This is a genomic window from Gardnerella pickettii (assembly GCF_029226345.1).
GTDB classification, from domain to species: Bacteria; Actinomycetota; Actinomycetes; order Actinomycetales; family Bifidobacteriaceae; genus Bifidobacterium; species Bifidobacterium piotii.
This window is the reverse complement of sequence record NZ_JAKNCU010000001.1, coordinates 1,202,187-1,221,174: the sequence shown is the minus strand read 5'-3', so window position 1 is coordinate 1,221,174 and position 18,988 is coordinate 1,202,187. Positions and strand designations below refer to the sequence as shown.

General features: G+C 45.3%; 16 protein-coding genes and 1 tRNA gene. 14 read left to right on the top strand and 3 right to left on the bottom strand.

The features are described from left to right. Nucleotides 1-5: 5 nt before the first annotated feature. Nucleotides 6-737, bottom strand: a complete 732-nt coding sequence (locus tag MAF46_RS04895) for an MIP/aquaporin family protein (RefSeq protein WP_060785810.1) — start codon at nt 735-737, stop codon at nt 6-8. 151 nt (nt 738-888) lie between these two features. On the opposite strand from MAF46_RS04895, the gene MAF46_RS04890 reads away from it, so the two are divergent. Together MAF46_RS04890 and MAF46_RS04885 are read left to right on the top strand one after the other, a co-directional pair. Beyond that, the gene (locus tag MAF46_RS04890) at nt 889-1,050 is read left to right on the top strand and encodes a hypothetical protein (RefSeq protein ID WP_196485401.1); all 162 of its coding nucleotides are present in this window, start codon (nt 889-891) and stop codon (nt 1,048-1,050) included. A 294-nt stretch (nt 1,051-1,344) separates the two neighbouring features. Beyond that, nucleotides 1,345-3,582, top strand: a complete 2,238-nt coding sequence (locus MAF46_RS04885; RefSeq protein WP_060785811.1) for an RNA degradosome polyphosphate kinase — start codon at nt 1,345-1,347, stop codon at nt 3,580-3,582. 258 nt (nt 3,583-3,840) lie between these two features. Here MAF46_RS04885 and MAF46_RS04880 read toward each other — a convergent pair whose 3' ends face one another. Further along, nucleotides 3,841-4,836: an FKBP-type peptidyl-prolyl cis-trans isomerase gene (locus MAF46_RS04880; protein ID WP_060785812.1), complete on the bottom strand. Its 996-nt coding sequence runs from the start codon at nt 4,834-4,836 to the stop codon at nt 3,841-3,843. Nucleotides 4,837-5,086: 250 nt separating this feature from the next. On the opposite strand from MAF46_RS04880, the gene MAF46_RS04875 reads away from it, so the two are divergent. The 3 genes from MAF46_RS04875 to MAF46_RS04865 all read left to right on the top strand — a co-directional run bounded on the left by MAF46_RS04875 (nt 5,087) and on the right by MAF46_RS04865 (nt 9,193). Continuing rightward, complete coding sequence (locus MAF46_RS04875) at nt 5,087-7,048, top strand: hypothetical protein (protein WP_081090820.1); 1,962 nt, start codon at nt 5,087-5,089, stop codon at nt 7,046-7,048. Between the two features lie 21 nt (nt 7,049-7,069). Next, nucleotides 7,070-8,089: a DUF8094 domain-containing protein gene (locus MAF46_RS04870; protein ID WP_060785813.1), complete on the top strand. Its 1,020-nt coding sequence runs from the start codon at nt 7,070-7,072 to the stop codon at nt 8,087-8,089. Nucleotides 8,090-8,173: 84 nt separating this feature from the next. Then, nucleotides 8,174-9,193 (top strand): tetratricopeptide repeat protein, encoded by a 1,020-nt coding sequence (locus MAF46_RS04865; protein ID WP_060785814.1) that lies wholly within the window; start codon nt 8,174-8,176, stop codon nt 9,191-9,193. 99 nt (nt 9,194-9,292) lie between these two features. Here the strand turns inward: MAF46_RS04865 and MAF46_RS04860 are convergent. Continuing rightward, nucleotides 9,293-9,366 (bottom strand) — tRNA-Met (locus MAF46_RS04860). Nucleotides 9,367-9,747: 381 nt separating this feature from the next. On the opposite strand from MAF46_RS04860, the gene atpB reads away from it, so the two are divergent. From atpB to MAF46_RS04815, 9 genes are all read left to right on the top strand, one after another. After that, on the top strand, nt 9,748-10,608 hold the full coding sequence (atpB, locus tag MAF46_RS04855; protein WP_060785815.1) for a F0F1 ATP synthase subunit A: 861 nt from the start codon (nt 9,748-9,750) through the stop codon (nt 10,606-10,608). A gap of 90 nt (nt 10,609-10,698) precedes the next feature. Next, nucleotides 10,699-10,932, top strand: a complete 234-nt coding sequence (gene atpE / locus MAF46_RS04850; protein WP_004105752.1) for an ATP synthase F0 subunit C — start codon at nt 10,699-10,701, stop codon at nt 10,930-10,932. Between the two features lie 60 nt (nt 10,933-10,992). Continuing rightward, nucleotides 10,993-11,535, top strand: a complete 543-nt coding sequence (locus tag MAF46_RS04845; protein ID WP_004131533.1) for a F0F1 ATP synthase subunit B — start codon at nt 10,993-10,995, stop codon at nt 11,533-11,535. A 106-nt stretch (nt 11,536-11,641) separates the two neighbouring features. Continuing rightward, nucleotides 11,642-12,223, top strand: coding sequence for a F0F1 ATP synthase subunit delta (locus MAF46_RS04840; RefSeq protein WP_004131534.1), 582 nt, complete (start codon nt 11,642-11,644; stop codon nt 12,221-12,223). A 16-nt stretch (nt 12,224-12,239) separates the two neighbouring features. Next, entirely contained in the window at nt 12,240-13,916 is a 1,677-nt protein-coding gene (atpA, locus tag MAF46_RS04835) for a F0F1 ATP synthase subunit alpha (protein ID WP_016795901.1), read from the top strand. Nucleotides 13,917-13,919: 3 nt separating this feature from the next. After that, the gene (locus MAF46_RS04830; protein WP_004131536.1) at nt 13,920-14,924 is read left to right on the top strand and encodes a F0F1 ATP synthase subunit gamma; all 1,005 of its coding nucleotides are present in this window, start codon (nt 13,920-13,922) and stop codon (nt 14,922-14,924) included. A gap of 6 nt (nt 14,925-14,930) precedes the next feature. After that, nucleotides 14,931-16,418 (top strand): F0F1 ATP synthase subunit beta, encoded by a 1,488-nt coding sequence (gene atpD / locus MAF46_RS04825; protein WP_060785816.1) that lies wholly within the window; start codon nt 14,931-14,933, stop codon nt 16,416-16,418. Between the two features lie 2 nt (nt 16,419-16,420). Beyond that, nucleotides 16,421-16,735 carry a F0F1 ATP synthase subunit epsilon gene (locus MAF46_RS04820; RefSeq protein ID WP_004131539.1) on the top strand — a complete coding sequence of 105 codons (315 nt, stop codon included), beginning with the start codon at nt 16,421-16,423 and terminating at the stop codon, nt 16,733-16,735. A 284-nt stretch (nt 16,736-17,019) separates the two neighbouring features. After that, entirely contained in the window at nt 17,020-18,924 is a 1,905-nt protein-coding gene (locus MAF46_RS04815) for a hypothetical protein (protein WP_060785817.1), read from the top strand. Nucleotides 18,925-18,988 lie beyond the last annotated feature (64 nt).

The following is an 18,988-nucleotide window of genomic DNA, read 5'->3' as shown; positions in this document are numbered from 1 at the left end:
CCGTTTTACGCAAATAGCGACTTAAACATAAGTACGCCCAAAATTGCGCCAGCAATAGGAGCAACCACTGGAATCCACGCCTCACCCCAGCGAGAAGAACCCTTGTGTGGAATTGGCAAAATGGCGTGAAGTAAGCGCGGCATAAGGTCTCGAGCAGGATTCAAAGCAGGACCAGTAGGACCGCCCATAGAAGTCACCAATCCCCAAACAACAAAGCCAACTACGATTGAAGCGCCAGCCAAATTCTTCTCTCCCCAAGGAGAAGTTAGGCAGCAAAGAGCTGCCAAAACAAGCACGAGCGTGCCAAAGAATTCGTTTAGGAAGTAGTTAAGCTTGTTATTGTAAGCATCCGTAGTGCAGAAAGTGCCAAGAATCGCCTCTGGCTCTTCTGTCTCGTTGTAATGTGGCAAATAAGTTACGTATACAATAAGCTGACCGACCAATGCACCCAAAAGCTGAGCCACAATATAAGGTGCAACATTTTGCCAAGGGAACATGCCATTTACGGCTTGTGCAATTGTCATAGCAGGATTTATGTGCGCGCCAGAAATTCCACCAAACATGAGCACTGGGAACATAACGCCAAAACCATAGCCCATAGCAATGTTTAGCCAACCTGCGTGATGACCTTTAGTGTTTTTAAGTTCAACATTGGCAACGGCTCCATTGCCAAAAATCATAAGAATGGCAGTGCCAATAAACTCAGCCGCCAACATTACTGTAAACGAGTGTTGCATGGTTCTTCGATCCTTCTTAATTGTTTTGCTGCTACCTAATAAATCATTTTCAAAGAAGCTAAGAAAATGAATTTCAACAATATTGTTTCAGCAATTGTTCTTTGATAGTTTCCCCTAAGAGCCAGACAGTGTGAGGAGCATGGCGCGTGCAATGCGTGTAGTGGGAGACTTAGCAGACGGCGGCGAACTAAAATCCACATCAAAAGAGGCTCACCGCCTTGGCGAGCCTCTTACTACAAAAACAATCTTGCGGATTCATCTGCACAACATCCTCGTTGCAACGGTAAAAGTCTTAAGTATCCGTCCAACGTAATTGGAATCTAACATCCATACATTTTTGTGGGTTACCGCTCTTTTAATTTGTTCTTGTGATTATTATTATCACAACTTTTTACTCAAGAGTAAAGTGCAAAATTGCTTTTGTTAACATATTGTAATTAGTGTTCATTTGCACGCGGGAAAGTCGCAAGTTTTGCATCATTTTGTGAACATGCAATGGTTGTCATGTTCAAATGCGTTCACATATTGAAGATATCGGCGTGTCGAGCACTCGCAGCCGCCGACACTCAGTCGCGCACATCCCTTACAGCGCATACAATTACGGAGTATGGTACAAATTTTTGACGCTCCCTCAAAGGCGATTCTGCGCGGACAAATTGCAGAGCACATCGCCGAAGACGAAAAGGCAGAAAAGCGTGAAGCTCGTGAGGGCGAGCTACCGTTGCCAAAAGATCGCTTCTTTGACCGCGAGCTTAGCTGGTTAAAGTTCAATCGTCGCGTGCTTGAGCTAGCGCAAAATACTGATTTACCACTTCTTGAACGCGCTAATTTTGCAGCCATCTTTGCGTCCAACCTAGACGAGTTCTTTATGGTTCGAGTTGCAGGCTTAAAGCGCAGAATCGACTCGGGAATCGCAGTAACCGCAGCAAGTGGGCTTAGTCCACGTCAACAATTGCGCGCAATTAGCGAGGTTACGCATCGTCGTCAAGATGAGCATGCGCATTATGTTATTGACCACATTTTGCCAGAACTTGCTAAGCAGCGCATTGTTATGCTCAGTTGGGATAAGCTTACGCAATCCGAAAAAGATAGACTTTCAGACTATTATCGCAAGCAGGTTTTCCCAGTATTAACGCCACTTGCGGTGGATCCTGCTCACCCGTTCCCATATATTTCTGGCAAGTCAATCAACTTGGCTGTTATTGTAGAAAATCCAAATTCTGGAAAGTCGCATTTTGCTCGCGTGAAGATTCCAGATAATTTGAATCGTCTTGTTCCAGTTGACGATTTAACAGACGAAGAAGGTTGCGAAGAGCGCTACGGCTTTATTACTATGGAAAAGTTGATTGCAGCACATTTGGAATCGCTTTTCCCAGGCATGATTATTAAGGAAGCACGATCTTTCCGCGTTACGCGTAACGAAGATATTGATGTTGAGGAAGACGATGCAGAAAACTTGCTCAACGCTATGGAAAAGGAGCTTTTGCGTCGTCGTTTTGGGCCGCCTATTCGTCTTGAGATTTCCGACGAAGCTAGCCCATTCTTATCGCAGCTGCTGGCTAATCAATTGCGCGTAAGTCCAGAGGAAGTCTATCGTTTGCCTTCGCCGCTAGATATGACGGTTCTTTTTGAGTTGCAAGCGCTAGATCGCCCAGATTTGAAGTATCGTCCATTTATTCCTACTACAAATCGCCAGATTGCAGAAGTCGAAACTAGCCACGCGCAAGATATTTTCGCTTCGATTCGCGAGCACGATATTTTGTTGCATCACCCTTACGATTCGTTCTCTACTTCTGTTCAGGCGTTCTTGGCGCAGGCGGCGGCAGATCCAAAAGTGCTTGCAATTAAGCAAACGCTGTACCGCACGTCTAGTAATTCGCCAATTATTGACGCTCTTGTAGACGCGGCTCACGCTGGCAAGCAGGTGCTTGCGCTTGTTGAGATTAAAGCGCGATTCGACGAAGACGCCAACATTGCTTGGGCGCGCAAGCTTGAGCGCGCAGGCGTTCACGTTGTGTATGGCATTGTTGGATTGAAGACGCATTGCAAGCTTTCGCTTGTGGTTCGTCAAGAAGCCGAAGGATTGCGCCGCTATTGCCACGTTGGAACTGGCAACTACAATCCTAAGACTGCTCGCCTTTACACAGATTTGGGCTTGCTTACTTGCGATCCTGTAGTTGGTCAAGATTTGACTCGTTTGTTTAATCAGCTTTCGGGTTACGCTCCAAAGTCAAGCTTCCATCGTTTGCTTGTGGCTCCTCGCACAGTTAGAACGGGCATTATTGAGCGAATTCGCAGGGAAGAGGCAGCGGCTCTTGCTGGAAAAGAAGCGTGGATTAAGATTAAAGTCAATTCTGTTGTTGACGAAAAGACGATTGATGCTTTGTACCGTGCGGCTCAAGCTGGCGTAAAGATTGACATTGTGGAGCGTGGAATTTGCTCGCTAAAGCCTGGCATTGAGGGCTTGAGTGAGAATATTCGCGTTCGTTCTATTCTTGGCAGGTTCCTTGAGCACAGCCGAATCTACGCTTTTGCTAATTCTTGCGGTCCGCAAATTGGTGACGGCCCTGCAAGTGGCCCAGAAGTGTGGATTGGCTCGGCCGATTTGATGCATCGCAATCTTGATAGGCGCGTTGAAACGCTGGTTCGCATAAGTGCTCCAGACCAGGTGGAAGCGTTGATTCAGTACATTGATTTTCAAATGGCGGATTCAACGGTTTCTTGGTGGATGGATGGCGACGGCACTTACACGTTGCATTCTCGCGATGCAGAGGGCAGGCCATTGGTAGATAGCCAGGAATACTTGATCCGCACGCATACGCGTAAGCCGCGCGGCGTTAATTAACTTACGATTAGCAAAAGCCAGGGCATTTAGCTCTGGCTTTTTGCGCTCCGAATTCGTTATATTTGTCTCGCTCGCGAGACATTTGTAACGTTTTTTGGCCTACTTTTGTTAGATTTGTCTCACTCGTGAGGAATTTGTAACATTTATAGCATTTATAACGCAAAATAGTGTATAACTTGTACAAAAATGCCGCGCAAGATTTATTCAAGCGCGGCATAACATTAATCGCAGTTTAATCGCGAGTTAAATCGCAACTAATCACGAAGCGTAGAGAATATCTACAACAAAGTAAAGAGTTGAATTTGCAGGAATAGTTACATTTCCTTTTGCGTCCTTCTTATCTTCTTTGCCGTATCCATCTTCTGGTGGGATTACCAAAAGAACCTGTGACCCAACTTTCTTTCCAGCTAAGCCTTTAGTCCATCCTGGAATAACTTGGCCGGCTAGCGAGAAGTCCGCAGGCGTGCCGCGCTTCCATGATGAGTCAAATTGGTACAATTTGCCGTCTTTGTCTGTAGTCCATCCAGTGTAGTGAGCGGTTACTGTGCTTTTTTCGGTAACCACTTTGCCGTTGCCTTCAATCAAAGTTTGAGAAATCAACTTTCCATTTGGCACGTAGTTATTCTTATCTAACGACGGTGCGCCAGACTTATCGAGAGTTACCTTCGGCAGATTTTGCGGAATATCTTTAACTTTGTTGCCTGTTGCGCGATCAAGAGTTTTCATTGCAGAAACAAGAGTTAACACCATTACGTACGCGTCTTGCTTAGTTTGTGGATTTGCAGGAATGCCAAACGCAATCGTGGAATTAATCTTCCTTCCCTTAAGCAGCGTGTAGTAAGACTTGCTAGTAACGCCCTTTTTAACAACAATTGAGCAGTCTGGTTTGCCTTGCTTCCAGGTGTTCATAAGCTCTTTGCCGCTTTTAGCGTTGTATACAATGCCATTAGCGCATACGCGACTATTTTCTGGAATTTTAGCGCCATTTCCTTCTTGCAAAATTGCGTAAGAATTTGGCTTAACGTTTATAGGCGCTGTTAACTCAACCTTTGGCTGCTTTCCTAAAGCTCCGCTAGCCTTAACGCCACTTAAAACACTCATTCCAGCTGCATTTGCTTCGCTACTTGCTGCGCCATTGCTTGACTCGCTGTTTGCGCTACAAGATGCTAATCCAACGCACATGGCAATTGCGCTCGCAGCGCAGATTGCTCGAGTTATAAGTGATTTAGTCAAATTTAATTTGGTTTTTGTCATAAGTTTAAGACTATAACTTGCATGTGATTTTAGTGTGATTTAACTAGCGATTTGTGTGCGATTTGGTAGCAATTTAGGCGTGATTCTAGCGTGATTTATTGCGCAAAACAGCAAACCTTATAAAAGATTAGTAAAGATTGTAGAATAGATAGCAGTAGATGCATATAACGAATTTAAAATTACGTTAATAAGTTTGTGCGCGTGCGGGGTTGAATAATTGGCGGCGTGCCAAGCTTAAGAAAGAGGTTTGATGCAACGTCCTACAAAACGAGCTAGGTTTATGCGAGGAGTAGTGGCCCCAATTTTTGGCCTTCTTGCTGCTCTTAGTATTGTTCTTGGTGTGCTTAACGCAACTGTTTGGAAGCCAAGCTCTATTGTTTCGGCGCATGCAAACGTGTATGGGTCTAGATACATTGTTACAGATCCAGGCGTTTTGAATCTTGTTGACTATAGAGTAAAGATTAGCGTTGCGGCACTAAATAGTCGCAAGCCGATTTGCGTTGCAGTTGGCTTAGCTAAAGATGTTCGTGGATGGACTAAGGGTTATTCCGTTCAGCGAATAACGGGCCTTAATAACTGGAGTAGTCTTTCTACCGATGTTATGAAGGCAGACGATAACGCGCGTGTAGATAGCGCAAAAACGGCCGATTCTAAGGTTTCTAAAGACGTTTCTAAAGATGCTTCTAAAGACGTTGCTTTTAAGGATTCCGATTTATGGACTAACGCCACTTGCCAAATGGGTTTGGCAAAGTTGTTTGTAAATGCTGCCGACTTTGAGCAAGTGGGGAATGCGGCGGATTTAGCGATAAAGCAGGAGTCGCAAGAGCAAAATAGTGCGCAAAGCAATGCTCAAAATGGCGCGCAATCGCAGACTTCTCATCAAAAATTGTCGTCGGAGTTGCAATCAAAAATTGCACGCAGGGTTCTTATAATCGATCTTGGTAAGAATTCTCCCGAAGCTTTCGTTGAATTGCGTTGGCGCAGGCATAATCTTCCTGATTTTGCTACTCCTATGTATTTTGTAGGAGCGCTGTTTATTTTGCTATGTGGTCTTTCGGCTTCTGTGTTTGCAATGGCTCCACATCGCAGACGAAACAAGCGACTTGTTGCAAGCAGAACGGGATTGATTAGTGTTGAAAACAATAGTCAAGAAGAAGTTAAGTTCTCGGAGGCTTTGGCTGGAACAATAGCTGGCATTTTTGGTAGCAATAAAGACAAAAAGTCTAAGCACAAAGTGGGTTCTGGTGCGCATGCGCGTCACGGAGTTCACGCAAGAACGCGTACAACAAAGTCGCAAGCTGCTGGAGATTCTTCTATAAGTGTAAAGTCTGGTCTAAATTCTTCTCCTACTGCCGCTTTAGACGAAACAACTGTTATTTCTAAAGATGATTTTCAAGCTTATTTTGCAAGGCTTGCGAGCGAGTCGGGTTCTGATTTTAAGGGCGATTTTGCAGCAGGGAATAATGCTGCAGGGAATAACGTTGCAGGGAATAACGCTGCGGAGAATAATGCTGCGGAGTCTTTCGACTTGTCTAGCGCGAATCAGTCGGAGCAATCGAAGGATTTGCATGAATCTGCGGAATCTAGCGAATCTAGCGAATCTAGCGAATCTAGAAATTCGGGAATTGCAGGGAAGTCTGGAAAATCACAAAAATCACAAGGTGCATCTAAATCACAAACTGGCTTTGCAAAAAAGCGCTACAAGAAGGAATCGTATAAGGATCGCAAGGATCGCAACAATCGCAACGATCGCAAAGAAAATTTTGCTGACGACTCCAAGAAGACCAATCGCGGTGAGCGTAAAAATCGAGATGGCATAATGGATGCAGAGTTTCGTAAAGACGACGATAATCGTAAGAGCGATAATCGCATTGGTGAAAATCTTGGCAAATCATCGGAGGCTGGCGATTCGAGTAGCGCAAAGCCTGGTGAAGCAAGGCGCAAGTCGCGCAACCAGTTTAACCAGCGTGACAACAGAGGCCAAAACCGTGGCAAAAATCGCAAGCATAAAGGCTATGAGAGTCGCACGAGTGGCGCTGCAAGTGGCGGAAATGCCAACGGCAACAAGGCCAGCAATAACGCCAGCAATAATGCCAATCGTGATGCAAATGGCTCTAATAATGCTAGCCATCAAAATGGCAGCCGCCAAAACGGTCCTCAAAGTGGCTCCCAAAGTGGCTCCTCAAAACCTTCAAAAAACCGCAAAAAGTAACGTATTTTGGAAAGTGTGACTATGTTTTATGCGCATAAAATCAAGCACTACGCGCGTTTTGCGTGTGCTTCGGTAATTGCTTCGGCAATGTGCCTTACGCTTTGCGCTTGCGAAGGCCAAGTTCCTAAGGCTGCAGAAGGCTCTAGCGTTAAAGAGCTTCCAGATGTAACGCCAATCAAAGAAAAAGATATACGTTTAAGAGTTTTGCGCTCTTTAGAAAAAGCTAACGAAGAGAAAAATGCAAGTAATCTTGCAGAATACATGAGCGGACCTTCGGCTCTTGTGCGCGCAAGCGAGCTGGCGATTGCTGCAAAAATGGGCAAGCTAGATGCAAAAACCACTATTCCGCGTGAAGTTGCTCAAACAATTGTTCCAACAAACGCAAGTTGGCCGCGCGATTTAATGACAATTACCACAACAACAAAAGACCAGCAGTCTAAACGATTGTTGGTTATTCGCCAAGATAGTGCGCGCTCAAACTACAAGCTTTGGGCTGTTGCAAGGCTTTTCCCTGGCGTGCATTTGCCAAAATTCCCAGTTCCTTCAATCGGAGCTTCTATGGGTAAAGCTAATGATTCGGGACTTGTTATGTCTCCACACGCGGCTGCTGCAGCGTATGCGGATGTTTTGCAAAGAGGAGAATCGAGCAAGTTTTCAAAGTATTTTGCTGACGATTACTTGCGATCAAAGCTAAGCGAGCTTTCTAAAACAGTTCAAGCTGGAATGGAGCGAAATAAGGGATCTCAAGAACAAGTTTTTACTCCTGTAACAAACCAGATTAGCGTTATGCGCGCAAGCGATGGGAGTGATTTGGTTATTGCTCGCATTGATTCAGTTTGGACTAGAAAAGCTGGAGAAGGCCGCGAATCTAGGCCAGCTTCCGACGAAGAAAAAGCGTTATTTGGGGATTCTAAAGCCACTTCTACAATGCGCGTAACTTATGTGAACGTTGTTGCTATGGTTGTACCTCCTGCTGGCTCGGATGCAAAGATTATTCCTGTTGGAGCGGAGCGTCAGCCTATAAAAGTGGAAGCGCTGTAAGCGTTGTAGAAGCGCCTTAGGCTTTCGGTAATGCGTTTAACGCTTTAGAGATATTTGTAAAGCAATACAAGCAAAAGAGGAAATATGGTTGATTCACAATCTATGGGCATGAATCCAGGCGGATTTTCGCTTGCTGGAGCAGTAGACCTAGAAGGCGTAAAGCGCAAAGCGGAGGCTCTTGCAAAGCGCGAAGCTGCCGAAAAATCTGGCAAACCGCAGTCTAAAATTCCGCTTGCAGGCGGATACGTGATTGATGTTAACGATCAAACTTTCCAGGCAATGGTTCAAACTTCCGTAAGTTTTCCAATTATTTTGCTTGTTTGGCAAAAAAGTGACGAAACTTCTTACGACTTAGCGCAAAAGCTTGCGGATTCTGTTAGCGCCTTAGATGGCAGAATGCAGCTTGCGCGAATTGATGCGGATGAAAGCCCATCGATTGCTCAAGCTTTGCGTGCGCAGCAGCTTCCAGCTGTATATGGATTGGTTGGGGGCAGGCCAATGCCTATTTGCCAAGGATTGCCTAGCGAAGATGAGTTGAATCAGATTTGTAGTGCCATTTTGCCGCAATTAGTTAAGGTTGCGGAAAAGTCTGGTGTTGCTGGAACGGCTCCTTATGTTGATTCGGCAGATTCTGGTGTAGACGATAATGCGGCGGATTCTGGCGACTCTGCGGATTCTGGCGATTCCTCCAGCATTCCCCCTGAACACAAAATTGCGCACGATGCAGCTATGAATGGCGATTATGCTCTTGCTGCGCGCGAGTATGAAAAAGTATTACAAGCTAATCCGAATGACGAATTGGCATCTCGTGAGCGCGCTAAGGCTTTGCTTCTTAGCAGAAATATGAATACAAACGTGGAGGTTGTGCGCAAGGCTGCTGGCGATAATCCTGGCGATGCTTCCGCTCAGCTTGCTGTAGCAGATGTAGATATGATTGATGGTCACATTGACGATGCTTTTGGCAGACTTCTTGATTTTCTTGCTTCTCACAAAGATTGCGCAGAGGTGATTAAAAACCGCATGCTTGAGTATTTTGCAATGCTTCCTGCTGACGATGAGCGTTTGAATCGTGCTCGCCGCCGCCTAGCGATTCTTCTCTACTGATATATCAGATATACCACGCAATTACTCCGCCAACTAAAAAGATTAAAAGAAAAGCCAAGATTCGCATTCGTGAGAAATATGCGATTCTTGGCTTTCTCGTAGCGGGGCATGGATTTGAACCATGGACCTCTGGGTTATGAGCCCAGCGAGCTACCGAGCTGCTCCACCCCGCGTCGGCTACTTTTAGCAGCTCTATCTACGATAGGGGCAAATTTGGATTTGTCAAGTCTTCGGCGTGTTTCTCGCATAATTTTATCGCGCAAGCAGTTTAATTTTAAACAAATGTGGAGTATAATAAACAAGTGACTAAAGCGAGTTATTAAGAATTTGCGTACTTGCTATAATCGCAACACTCGTTAATAATCAGCAATATAACTCAAATATAACTCAAATGTACAAACTAAGAGTAGAATCAGCTTTTTAGAGATATGTTTTCGTTTCGCACATACGTCAACGAATGAATTTACAGGATTTACGGTTTTACAAACTAGCTTGTGAATAACTTTAATATTTAGCGCAACTGTATTGTAAAAGAGTCCTACAAGGAGGCACGAATGAGTGGAGCTATCGAAGTTTTAGCGAAAGCTGCGCATATAAATGTTGCGGCGTTGCTAGCTTCAGCAAAGCCAGAGATGCCAAGCATTAATGACTTTTTGCCGCCAGAGATTTTATTCCAAGGCACACCTTTTGCCATGAATCGAATTATTATGGTGCGTCTTATTATGGCCGTAATCGTTATGATTATTTTTGGCATTGGAGCAGCCCGCGCAAAAGTGGTTCCAGGAAGATTCCAAAGCGTGCTAGAAATTCTAATGGACTTTGTGCGATTTAACATTGTGTACGAAATGATTGGCGAAGAGCGCGGAAAGCGTTATGTGCCAATGATTACAACTCTTTTTATAACAATATTCTTCTTTAATCTTTGCTCAGTTATTCCAGGCTTAAATATAGCTGCAACCGCAACTATTACAGGGCCATTAGTGTTTGCTCTTTGGGTTGTGTGCCAATACTTAATCACTGGAATTAGAGAAAAAGGATTCCTAACGTTCTTCCGCGAATCCTTGTTCCCAGCAGGCGTGCCATGGCCGATTTACTTTATTCTTACGCCATTGCAGCTGCTGGAATTGTTGATTGTGCGACCACTTTCGCTTACAATCCGTTTGTTTGCGAATATGATTGCTGGCCATTTGCTGGTGGCCACTTGCCTAGTATTCACCAACTTCTTTGTGGTGGATTCCAGCAATAAACTCCTTGCCTTAGGCGGTGCATTGTGGCTGCTTGGTGGCATTCTGTTTACAGTATTCGAAATAATAGTTGCAGGCTTGCAGGCATTTATTTTTACCGTTCTTGCATCTGTGTATATTTCGGAAAGTTACCCCGAGAAAGAAGAAAAATCTGCTGTTGCTGTTGCATAGATAGTTAAAACTAATTAAAGCAAACAAATAAATCAGGTTTAATAATCTTAGGGTTTATAACTGGTTACTGTTCCTAAAGAAAGGAAACCAATGAATAGTATCATCGCTCTCGCAGGATTGACGGGCAACCTTAGCATTCTCGGCTTTGCCGTTGCTACTCTTTCCCCTGCTATCGGAATGGCAATGGTTGTATCCAAGGCTATGGAATCCACTGCACGTCAGCCAGAAGTCGGCAACCGTATTCAGTTGTTCATGTTTATTGGCTTGGCATTCATCGAGGTTCTGGGCTTGCTCGGATTCGTTGCCTACATTATGGGAAGCTGAACCGAACGAAACAACTCGTTCCAACGCATACAAGTGTTGAAAGAATAGAAAGGACAAGCCATGGCATATGCAGCCGAAACTAATAAACTGGCGTTGTTCTTGCCGGAGCCTTACGACGTTATATGGTCGCTGGTTATTTTAGTTGTTCTTGCAGCGTTTTTCTACAAGTTCGTTATGCCTAAATTCCAGGCAATTCTTGATGAGCGTGCAGAGAAAATCGAAGGCGGAATGTCTAAAGCAGCCAATGTGCAGCGTGAAGCTGATGAGCTAAAGAGCCAGATGGAAGAAGAACTCGCCCAAGCTCAAGCAGATGCTGCAAAGACTCGCGAACAGGCTCGTGCACAAGCTTCCAAGATTGTTGATGAAGCAAGACAGCGTGCAGAGAAAGATGCTGCGAAGATTATTAGTGAAGCTCAGCATTCCATTGAAGCTCAGCATAAGCACGCCATGACTAGCCTCCAAGGAGAAGTCTCGGTACTCGCCGCAGCATTAGCTGGAAAGATTCTTGCTTCTAAGCTAGATGACGATACCGTAGGCTCCAAAATCATTGATCATGTGATTGATGAAGTAGGAGACGTTAAGGATTCGGCGCAAAACAAGTAGTCAAAGCAAGCTTTCACTAAGTCTTAAGTTTTAAGTTTTAAGTTTTAAGTCTTAAGTTTTAGTGTTGCTAATCGCTACTTAGTTTTGCATAAATGAGGAGGTACGGATGCCAGAAAAGGCATCGCGAGTAAGCGAAAACTTATCGCGTTCTTCGCTTGCGCAAGCCATTTCAGATGCTCATGACGAAGCTCAGCGCATATCTGATGAGCTTTCAACAATGATGGATACGATCGAAAAGTATCCAGAGCTTTCTGACGCCATTACCGATCCAAATAGGTCTTCGGAAGATAAATCTCGCTTAATAGACGAGCTTATTGGAGGTAAGGCGCATCCCGTTGTTTTGCGCATTATGCACTACCTGGTAGGAACTTGGCATGGTGGCGCAGAAAGTGGCAAGACGGGCAGCTTTGGCGGCGCATGGTCTGGTTTTGAGCGCGAAGCAGGCGAAACTTTGGTTACTGTTACAACCGCTCAGCCTCTTACGGATAAGCAAATCAAGCGTTTGATTGAGATTTACAGCAATAAGTTGGGTCATCGTGCATACATAAACCCAATCGTAGATCCAAACGTGCTTGGTGGAATGCGTATACGTATTGGCGATCAAGTAACAGACCGCACAATGTTAATGCAGCTTAAGCAGCTGCAGCGTTCTGCGCGCAATGGCGCTTGGACACAGGCAGTGAAGTAATAAATTAAGGAGAATTATGGCGGAACTATCTATTGATCCCGCCCTTATACGCAAGGCACTTGACGGGTTTGTTGACTCGTACAAGCCAGCAGACATGCCAACGCAAGAAGTTGGCTATGTTGTTACGGCTGGTGACGGCATTGCGCACGTAGCTGGATTGACTGGCTGCATGGCAAACGAGCTGCTCACCTTTGAGAACGACACCTTGGGTCTAGCGTTTAACCTTGATGCTCACGAAATCGGCGTGGTTATTCTAGGCGATTTTACGGGCATTGAAGAAGGGCAGGAAGTTTACCGCACTGGCGAAGTGTTATCTGTGCCAGTGGGAGACGCCTATCTTGGTCGTACAGTAGACCCATTGGGTAATCCAATTGATGGTCTTGGCGCGATTGAGTGCAAGGAGCGTCGTATTCTTGAAGCCCAGGCTCCAGACGTGATTCATCGTCACCCTGTGGATGAGCCTTTGTCTACTGGCCTAAAGGCCATTGACGCGATGACGCCAATCGGCCGCGGTCAGCGTCAGTTGATTATTGGTGATCGTCAAACTGGTAAAACCGCAATCGCAATCGATACGATTATTAACCAGCGCACAAACTGGGAAAGTGGAGATCCAAAGAAGCAAGTTCGTTGCATTTACGTAGCAATCGGACAAAAGGGTTCAACAATCGCATCTGTACGTCAAAGCCTAGAAGAAGCAGGCGCTATGAAGTACACAACAATTGTTGCAAGCCCAGCTTCGGATTCTGCAGGTTTTAAGTACATTGCTCCATACACTGGTTCTGCAATTGGCCAGCATTGGATGTACAACGGCAAGCACGTTTTGATTGTTTTCGACGACTTGTCTAAGCAAGCAGAAGCATATCGTTCGATTTCTTTGCTTCTTCGTCGCCCACCTGGGCGTGAAGCTTACCCAGGCGACGTGTTCTATCTTCACTCTCGTCTGCTAGAAAGATGCGCAAAGCTTTCCGACGATATGGGCGGAGGCTCAATGACTGGCTTGCCAATTATTGAGACCAAGGCAAATGACGTTTCTGCATACATTCCAACCAACGTGATTTCTATCACCGATGGCCAGATCTTCTTGCAGTCCGATTTGTTCAACGCAGGTCAGCGCCCAGCAGTCGACGTTGGTATTTCCGTGTCTCGTGTTGGTGGCGCAGCTCAGGCCAAGGCTTTGAAGAAGGTCTCTGGCATGCTTAAGATTTCGCTGGCTCGTTACAAGTCTTTGGAATCCTTTGCAATGTTTGCTTCCGATTTGGATGCAGCTTCCAAGGCTCAGCTCACTCGTGGCGCTCGCTTAACCGAGTTGCTTAAGCAGAAGCAGTTCTCGCCTCGTTCCATGGAGCAAGAGGTTGTTTCCGTGTGGGCTGGTACTCATGGAAAGTTAGACGACATTCCTGTAAAAGACGTGCTTCGCTTTGAAAGCGAAATGTTGGATTATCTAGATAAGGGAACCGACATTTTGCAAGTGATTCGCGATACCGAGGACTTTACAAAAGAGACAGAAGCAAAGCTTGATGCAGCAATCGAAGATTTCCGTAAGTCGTTTAAGACTTCTGCAGGAAAGCCTTTGATTGTTAAGGATTCTTTGCCTCCTGCCGAGAATCCTGCTCCTGTTGAGAAGGAAAAGCTTGTTGCAAAGCCAAAGTCGGATGGTCGCGATTCAAGCAATAACGAGTCTGAGGGGAAGTAGCGTATGTCTTCCCAACTTGCATTGAAATCGAGAATTATTTCCACACAGTCTTTGGGTAAAATCTTTAAGGCTCAGGAAATGATTGCGTCTTCGCATATTGCAAAAGCGCGAGATATTGCGCTTAACGCTAAGCCATACAGCGACGCAATTTTCGATGCCGTGCAGGCGTTGGTAGCTCATCACGAAGCAAACATTAAGCATCCAATCTTTGGAAAAGAGCGTGCAGGCAATCGCGTAGCCGTTCTGGCGTTGACTTCCGACCGCGGAATGGCGGGCGCGTTTACGTCTTCGATTATTCGAGAAACCGAGGCACTGCTTACAAAGTTAGACGCCGAAGGAAAGCACGCAGAGTTGTATGTGTATGGTCGCCGAGGTGCAACCTATTACAAGTATCGTAATCGCGACGTTGCAGGCACTTGGGAAGGGTCTACGGATCATCCTGATGTAACAATCGCAGAGCGAATCTCCGATACTTTAATGGACGCGTACATGACTCCCGAAGAAGATGGCGGTGTTAGCGAGCTTTACATTGTGTTCACTGAGTTTATAAACATGGTGAGGCAAAAGGTTCGTACGCTACGCATGCTTCCAGTTGAGCTGGTTCCGTTAAAAGACGGCGAAGAGTTTGCTATGCATAGGCCTGACTACGAGGCGGCTTCTGGCCCTTCTGCTTCGCTTTCGTCTACGGGTGCGGTTTCGGCGCGTGAAGAAGCTGTTAGTCGCAGCAATCCAGATGCTGTGGAATACTGCTTTGAGCCTAGCCCAGACGAGGTTTTGGATGCAGTTTTGCCAAAGTATATTCAGTCGCGTATTCACGAATGCTTGCTTACATCTGCAGCTTCCGAAACAGCTAGTAGGCAAAATGCTATGCACACGGCTACAGACAACGCCCGCAATTTGGTGGATGATTTAACGAGAAAGCTTAATGCTTCTCGCCAGGCTTCCATTACACAAGAACTTACCGAGATTATCGGCAGCGCTGATGCGCTGAATAATGAGGAGGAATAGGAGCATATGGCTGAAAATCAGACCACAGCACCTCCAGAAGATGCAAAGGAAAGCGACCCAACGGCTGGCCGCGTAACCCGTGTTCAGGGTTCCGTGATTGACGTTGAGTTCCCAGTTGGCTATCTTCCAGATATTTACAATGCTCTCAAGGTTGATATCAACACCGTTGGAAACACGGAAGGAGATACCGTCCACGAGATTACATTGGAAGTTGAGCAGCACCTTGGTGATTCAACTGTGCGAGCAGTGGCGCTTAAGCCTACGGACGGTTTGGTTCGTGGTGCTTTAGTGCGAGATACTGGTGGCCCAATTTCTGTGCCTGTTGGAGATGTTACAAAAGGTCACGTTTTTGACGTTACTGGCAATATCTTAAACGCTAAGCCAGGCGAGAACATTGAGGTGACTGAGCGCTGGCCAATCCACCGCAACCCACCTGCTTTCGATCAGCTTGAGTCTAAGACTCAAATGTTTGAAACAGGCATTAAGGTTATAGATTTGCTTACGCCTTACGTTCAGGGCGGAAAGATTGGTCTGTTTGGTGGTGCAGGCGTTGGTAAAACCGTGTTGATTCAGGAGATGATTCAGCGCGTTGCTCAGAACCACGGCGGTGTGTCTGTGTTTGCTGGCGTTGGCGAACGTACTCGTGAGGGTAACGATTTGATTGGCGAAATGGCTGAGGCTGGCGTTTTGGAGAAGACGGCGCTTGTCTTTGGTCAGATGGATGAGCCTCCTGGGACTCGTCTTCGCGTGCCTCTTACCGCTTTGACTATGGCTGAGTACTTCCGCGATGTGCAGAATCAGGATGTGTTGCTGTTTATCGACAACATCTTCCGCTTCACTCAGGCGGGTTCCGAGGTTTCTACGTTGCTTGGTCGTATGCCTTCTGCAGTTGGTTATCAGCCAAACTTGGCAGACGAGATGGGTGCGTTGCAGGAGCGTATTACTTCTACGCGCGGCCATTCTATTACGTCTCTTCAGGCTATTTACGTGCCTGCAGATGATTACACCGATCCTGCACCTGCAACAACGTTTACGCACTTGGATGCAACTACCGAGCTTTCGCGAGACATTGCAGCTAAGGGTATTTACCCAGCTGTGGATCCTTTGGCTTCTACTTCTAGAATTTTGGATCCTCGTTATGTTGGTCAGGCTCACTACGATTGCGCTAACCGCGTAAAGGCCATTTTGCAGCGTAATAAGGAGCTTCAAGACATCATCGCTTTGATTGGTATTGATGAGCTTGGTGAAGAAGATAAGACCACTGTGAGCCGCGCTCGTAAGATTGAGCAGTTCCTTGGTCAGAACTTCTACGTGGCCGAAAAGTTTACTGGCCGCCCAGGTTCTTATGTTCCAGCAGACGAGACGATTGAGGCGTTTACGCGCATTTGCGATGGCGTTTACGACGAGATCCCTGAGCAGGCGTTCTCTGGCATTGGTGGCATCGACGATCTTGAGCATCATTGGCACGATATGCAGCAAGAGTTTGGTGCGTGATTATGGCAGAAAAGCAAGTGAAAACGCTGCACGTTAGTGTGGTTGCAGCCAGGCATCCTGTTTGGGAAGGCGATGCCAAGTTTGTTGTTATTCCTTCTGTGAATGGCACAATGGGCGTTCTTCCTGGGCATGAGGCTGTGCTTGCGTTGATTGATCACGGATTTGTAAAGGTTGACGATTTGCAAGGCGTTCGTCACGTTTTTAAGGTGACTGATGGCTTCTATTCCGTTGACAACGATCACATTACGATTGCTGTTGAGCATAGTTGCAATGTTGATAAAGACGGCAACGTTTTGCCCAATGCAAAAGTGATTTAAGCCTAACTCTTACGGTTTTATAAGGCCTAAGCTTAATCGGCTTGTATATTGCAGGAGTTTGCGATTATTTATCGCAGCTCCTGTTTTTGTTTTATCTCTGTTTATTTGGTCTGTTTATTTGGTCTGTTTATCTGTTATGGAAAGGTTATAACAATACATTAGGGGGGTAGGGTATCTGTATACTTTGTAATGATTTAATTTAAGCCTAAATTGAATCACTTATTGTGCTGTTTTAGCAAATAGGCTCTTCGCACGATGATTCGTGATGAGAGGAAAGGAAAAGTATGTTAAGTAAAAAAGCGATTGCCGCATTTGCAGCGGTAGCGACTTTTGTTTCGGGAATTGCGTTTGCAATGCCAGCGTTGGCTAATAGCGCGACTACAGTTCAAACGAATAGCGGTGGAGAATCTGCTAAGCATCCTTCTGTAGCGAAGCTCGAAAACCGTGTAAAAAACTCTGGTCTTCTTAAAAGTGAAATTGATGAGCTTTTAAAATACGTTAGCAAGAACGATTCAAAGGTTACTGGTAGCGGTGATGCTAACAATGCTGTTGTTAAGTACGTAGATGACAAGATTGTTGAGTATCGTGCTAGGCATCTCGACGTTATTGGTTTGCATGAGCTTGCTAAGCAGGTGCGTGAAGCTAACGACTTCAAGTCTGCGAATCAAATTTTCTTTGGTTCTAATGGACAAGATGAGACTAAAGATAAGCGCGATAAGGCTCAAAGCGCATATGTTAATGGCAAAGCTGCTTTAGTTAAAAAAGCTGAAGATGAGGGTCTTACTTTAGTTGCTAACAAGATTAAAGAGTCTAATTACAGTTCTTTATCTTCTTTAGAGAATTTGCTTAACGAAGCAGAGAAGTATGCTAAGGAAGACTTAATTAAGCAAGCAAAAGCTAAAGGTTTCAACTTTACTGCTACGCTTATGAGCAAAGCTGCGACTTTTAGTGGCGCTCGTGCTTTATTTAACGAAGCTCAAAAAACAATTACAGATAGTGCAATTAAAGGCATTGTAGACCTAGGGACATCAGAGGAAGATTTTCTTAAGGCTTTAAAAGCAAGTGGTAAAAGTGCTACGCCTTCCCAGATTGAATTCTTTAGAAAAGAATTGCAAAAGCGTCGCGATGGCCAAGAAAAATCTTATACTAATGCCGTTGAATTAGCTCAGCTAGTTAACACGGGAATGTTTACTGCTACTGGTGATGAAAAGGCTGCTGTTGCAAAGTTCCTTGGAGTTGTAAAGAGTTTTGGTAATAAGACTTTTGCTGACTTTACTACTGCTGAAGCAAATCAAGCTGGTGCTGCTGCCGTAGAATTTAATAATAAGATTTCTGCAAATCTTAAGAAAGCTATTAAAAACTATAAGGAAGAAAAGGAAGATTTAGCTAAGCAAGCAGATGATCAAGGCTTCCACTTTATAGCTAATTTGATTCGCAACTCTAAGAAGTCTAGATTGGTTGCTTTAGAGAATCTTCTTGCAGAAGCTAAGAAGAGCAAGAATAGTGCGCGTGAAAAGAATCCAGGAGCTTCTGGTGATGTTCTTCCAGATAAGCCTGGTGATAAGTCTGCAGATAAGCCTGCAGAAAAAGCTCCATCTGCTCCTTCCGCTTCCGATTCTGATGATGCTCAAGATTCTTCTGCAAAGCCTGGATTAGCAAAACCTGAGTCTTCTGAAAAGCCATCTCAAACTAAAGCTGTAGTTCCTTCGGCTCCTGCTAGCGTTGATCAGCTTAAGCCAGAATTAAAAGGTACGCTAAAGGTTGGCTCCAACAACATTGCTGTTGCAGGTTCTGCAAACAAGGTTTCTGTGAACGTTAACAACAAGGCGTTCCTTAATCGCTTGCATAGCGAGGGCTCTGTGCGTGCTTATGCGTTCATTTATTCCACTCCTAAGCTCTTGCGTAGTGTGGATGGTAGTGATTTTGTGACTGTTAAGCTTGGTGCTGATGGTGTTCCTTATTTTGATGCGCAGTTCCCTGCTGGTTATTCTGGTAAGCATACTGTTGTTCTTGTTGATGAAGATGGTAATCAGCTTGCTTGGACGGATATTACTGTTGCGAATAGTACGTCTGGCCAGGGTGATGGTAAGGGTGTTTTGCCTGTTACTGGTGTTGGTGGCGCATTTGTGGCTTTTGCTGCTTTGATGTTTGCTGCTTCTGGTGCAGTGTTGCGTAAGGTGCGTAGCTAATTAATATTACTGCTGCGTGTTAGCGCTATTGTTTTAGGGCTTTCGCGTGTGTTCGTTTGCGTTC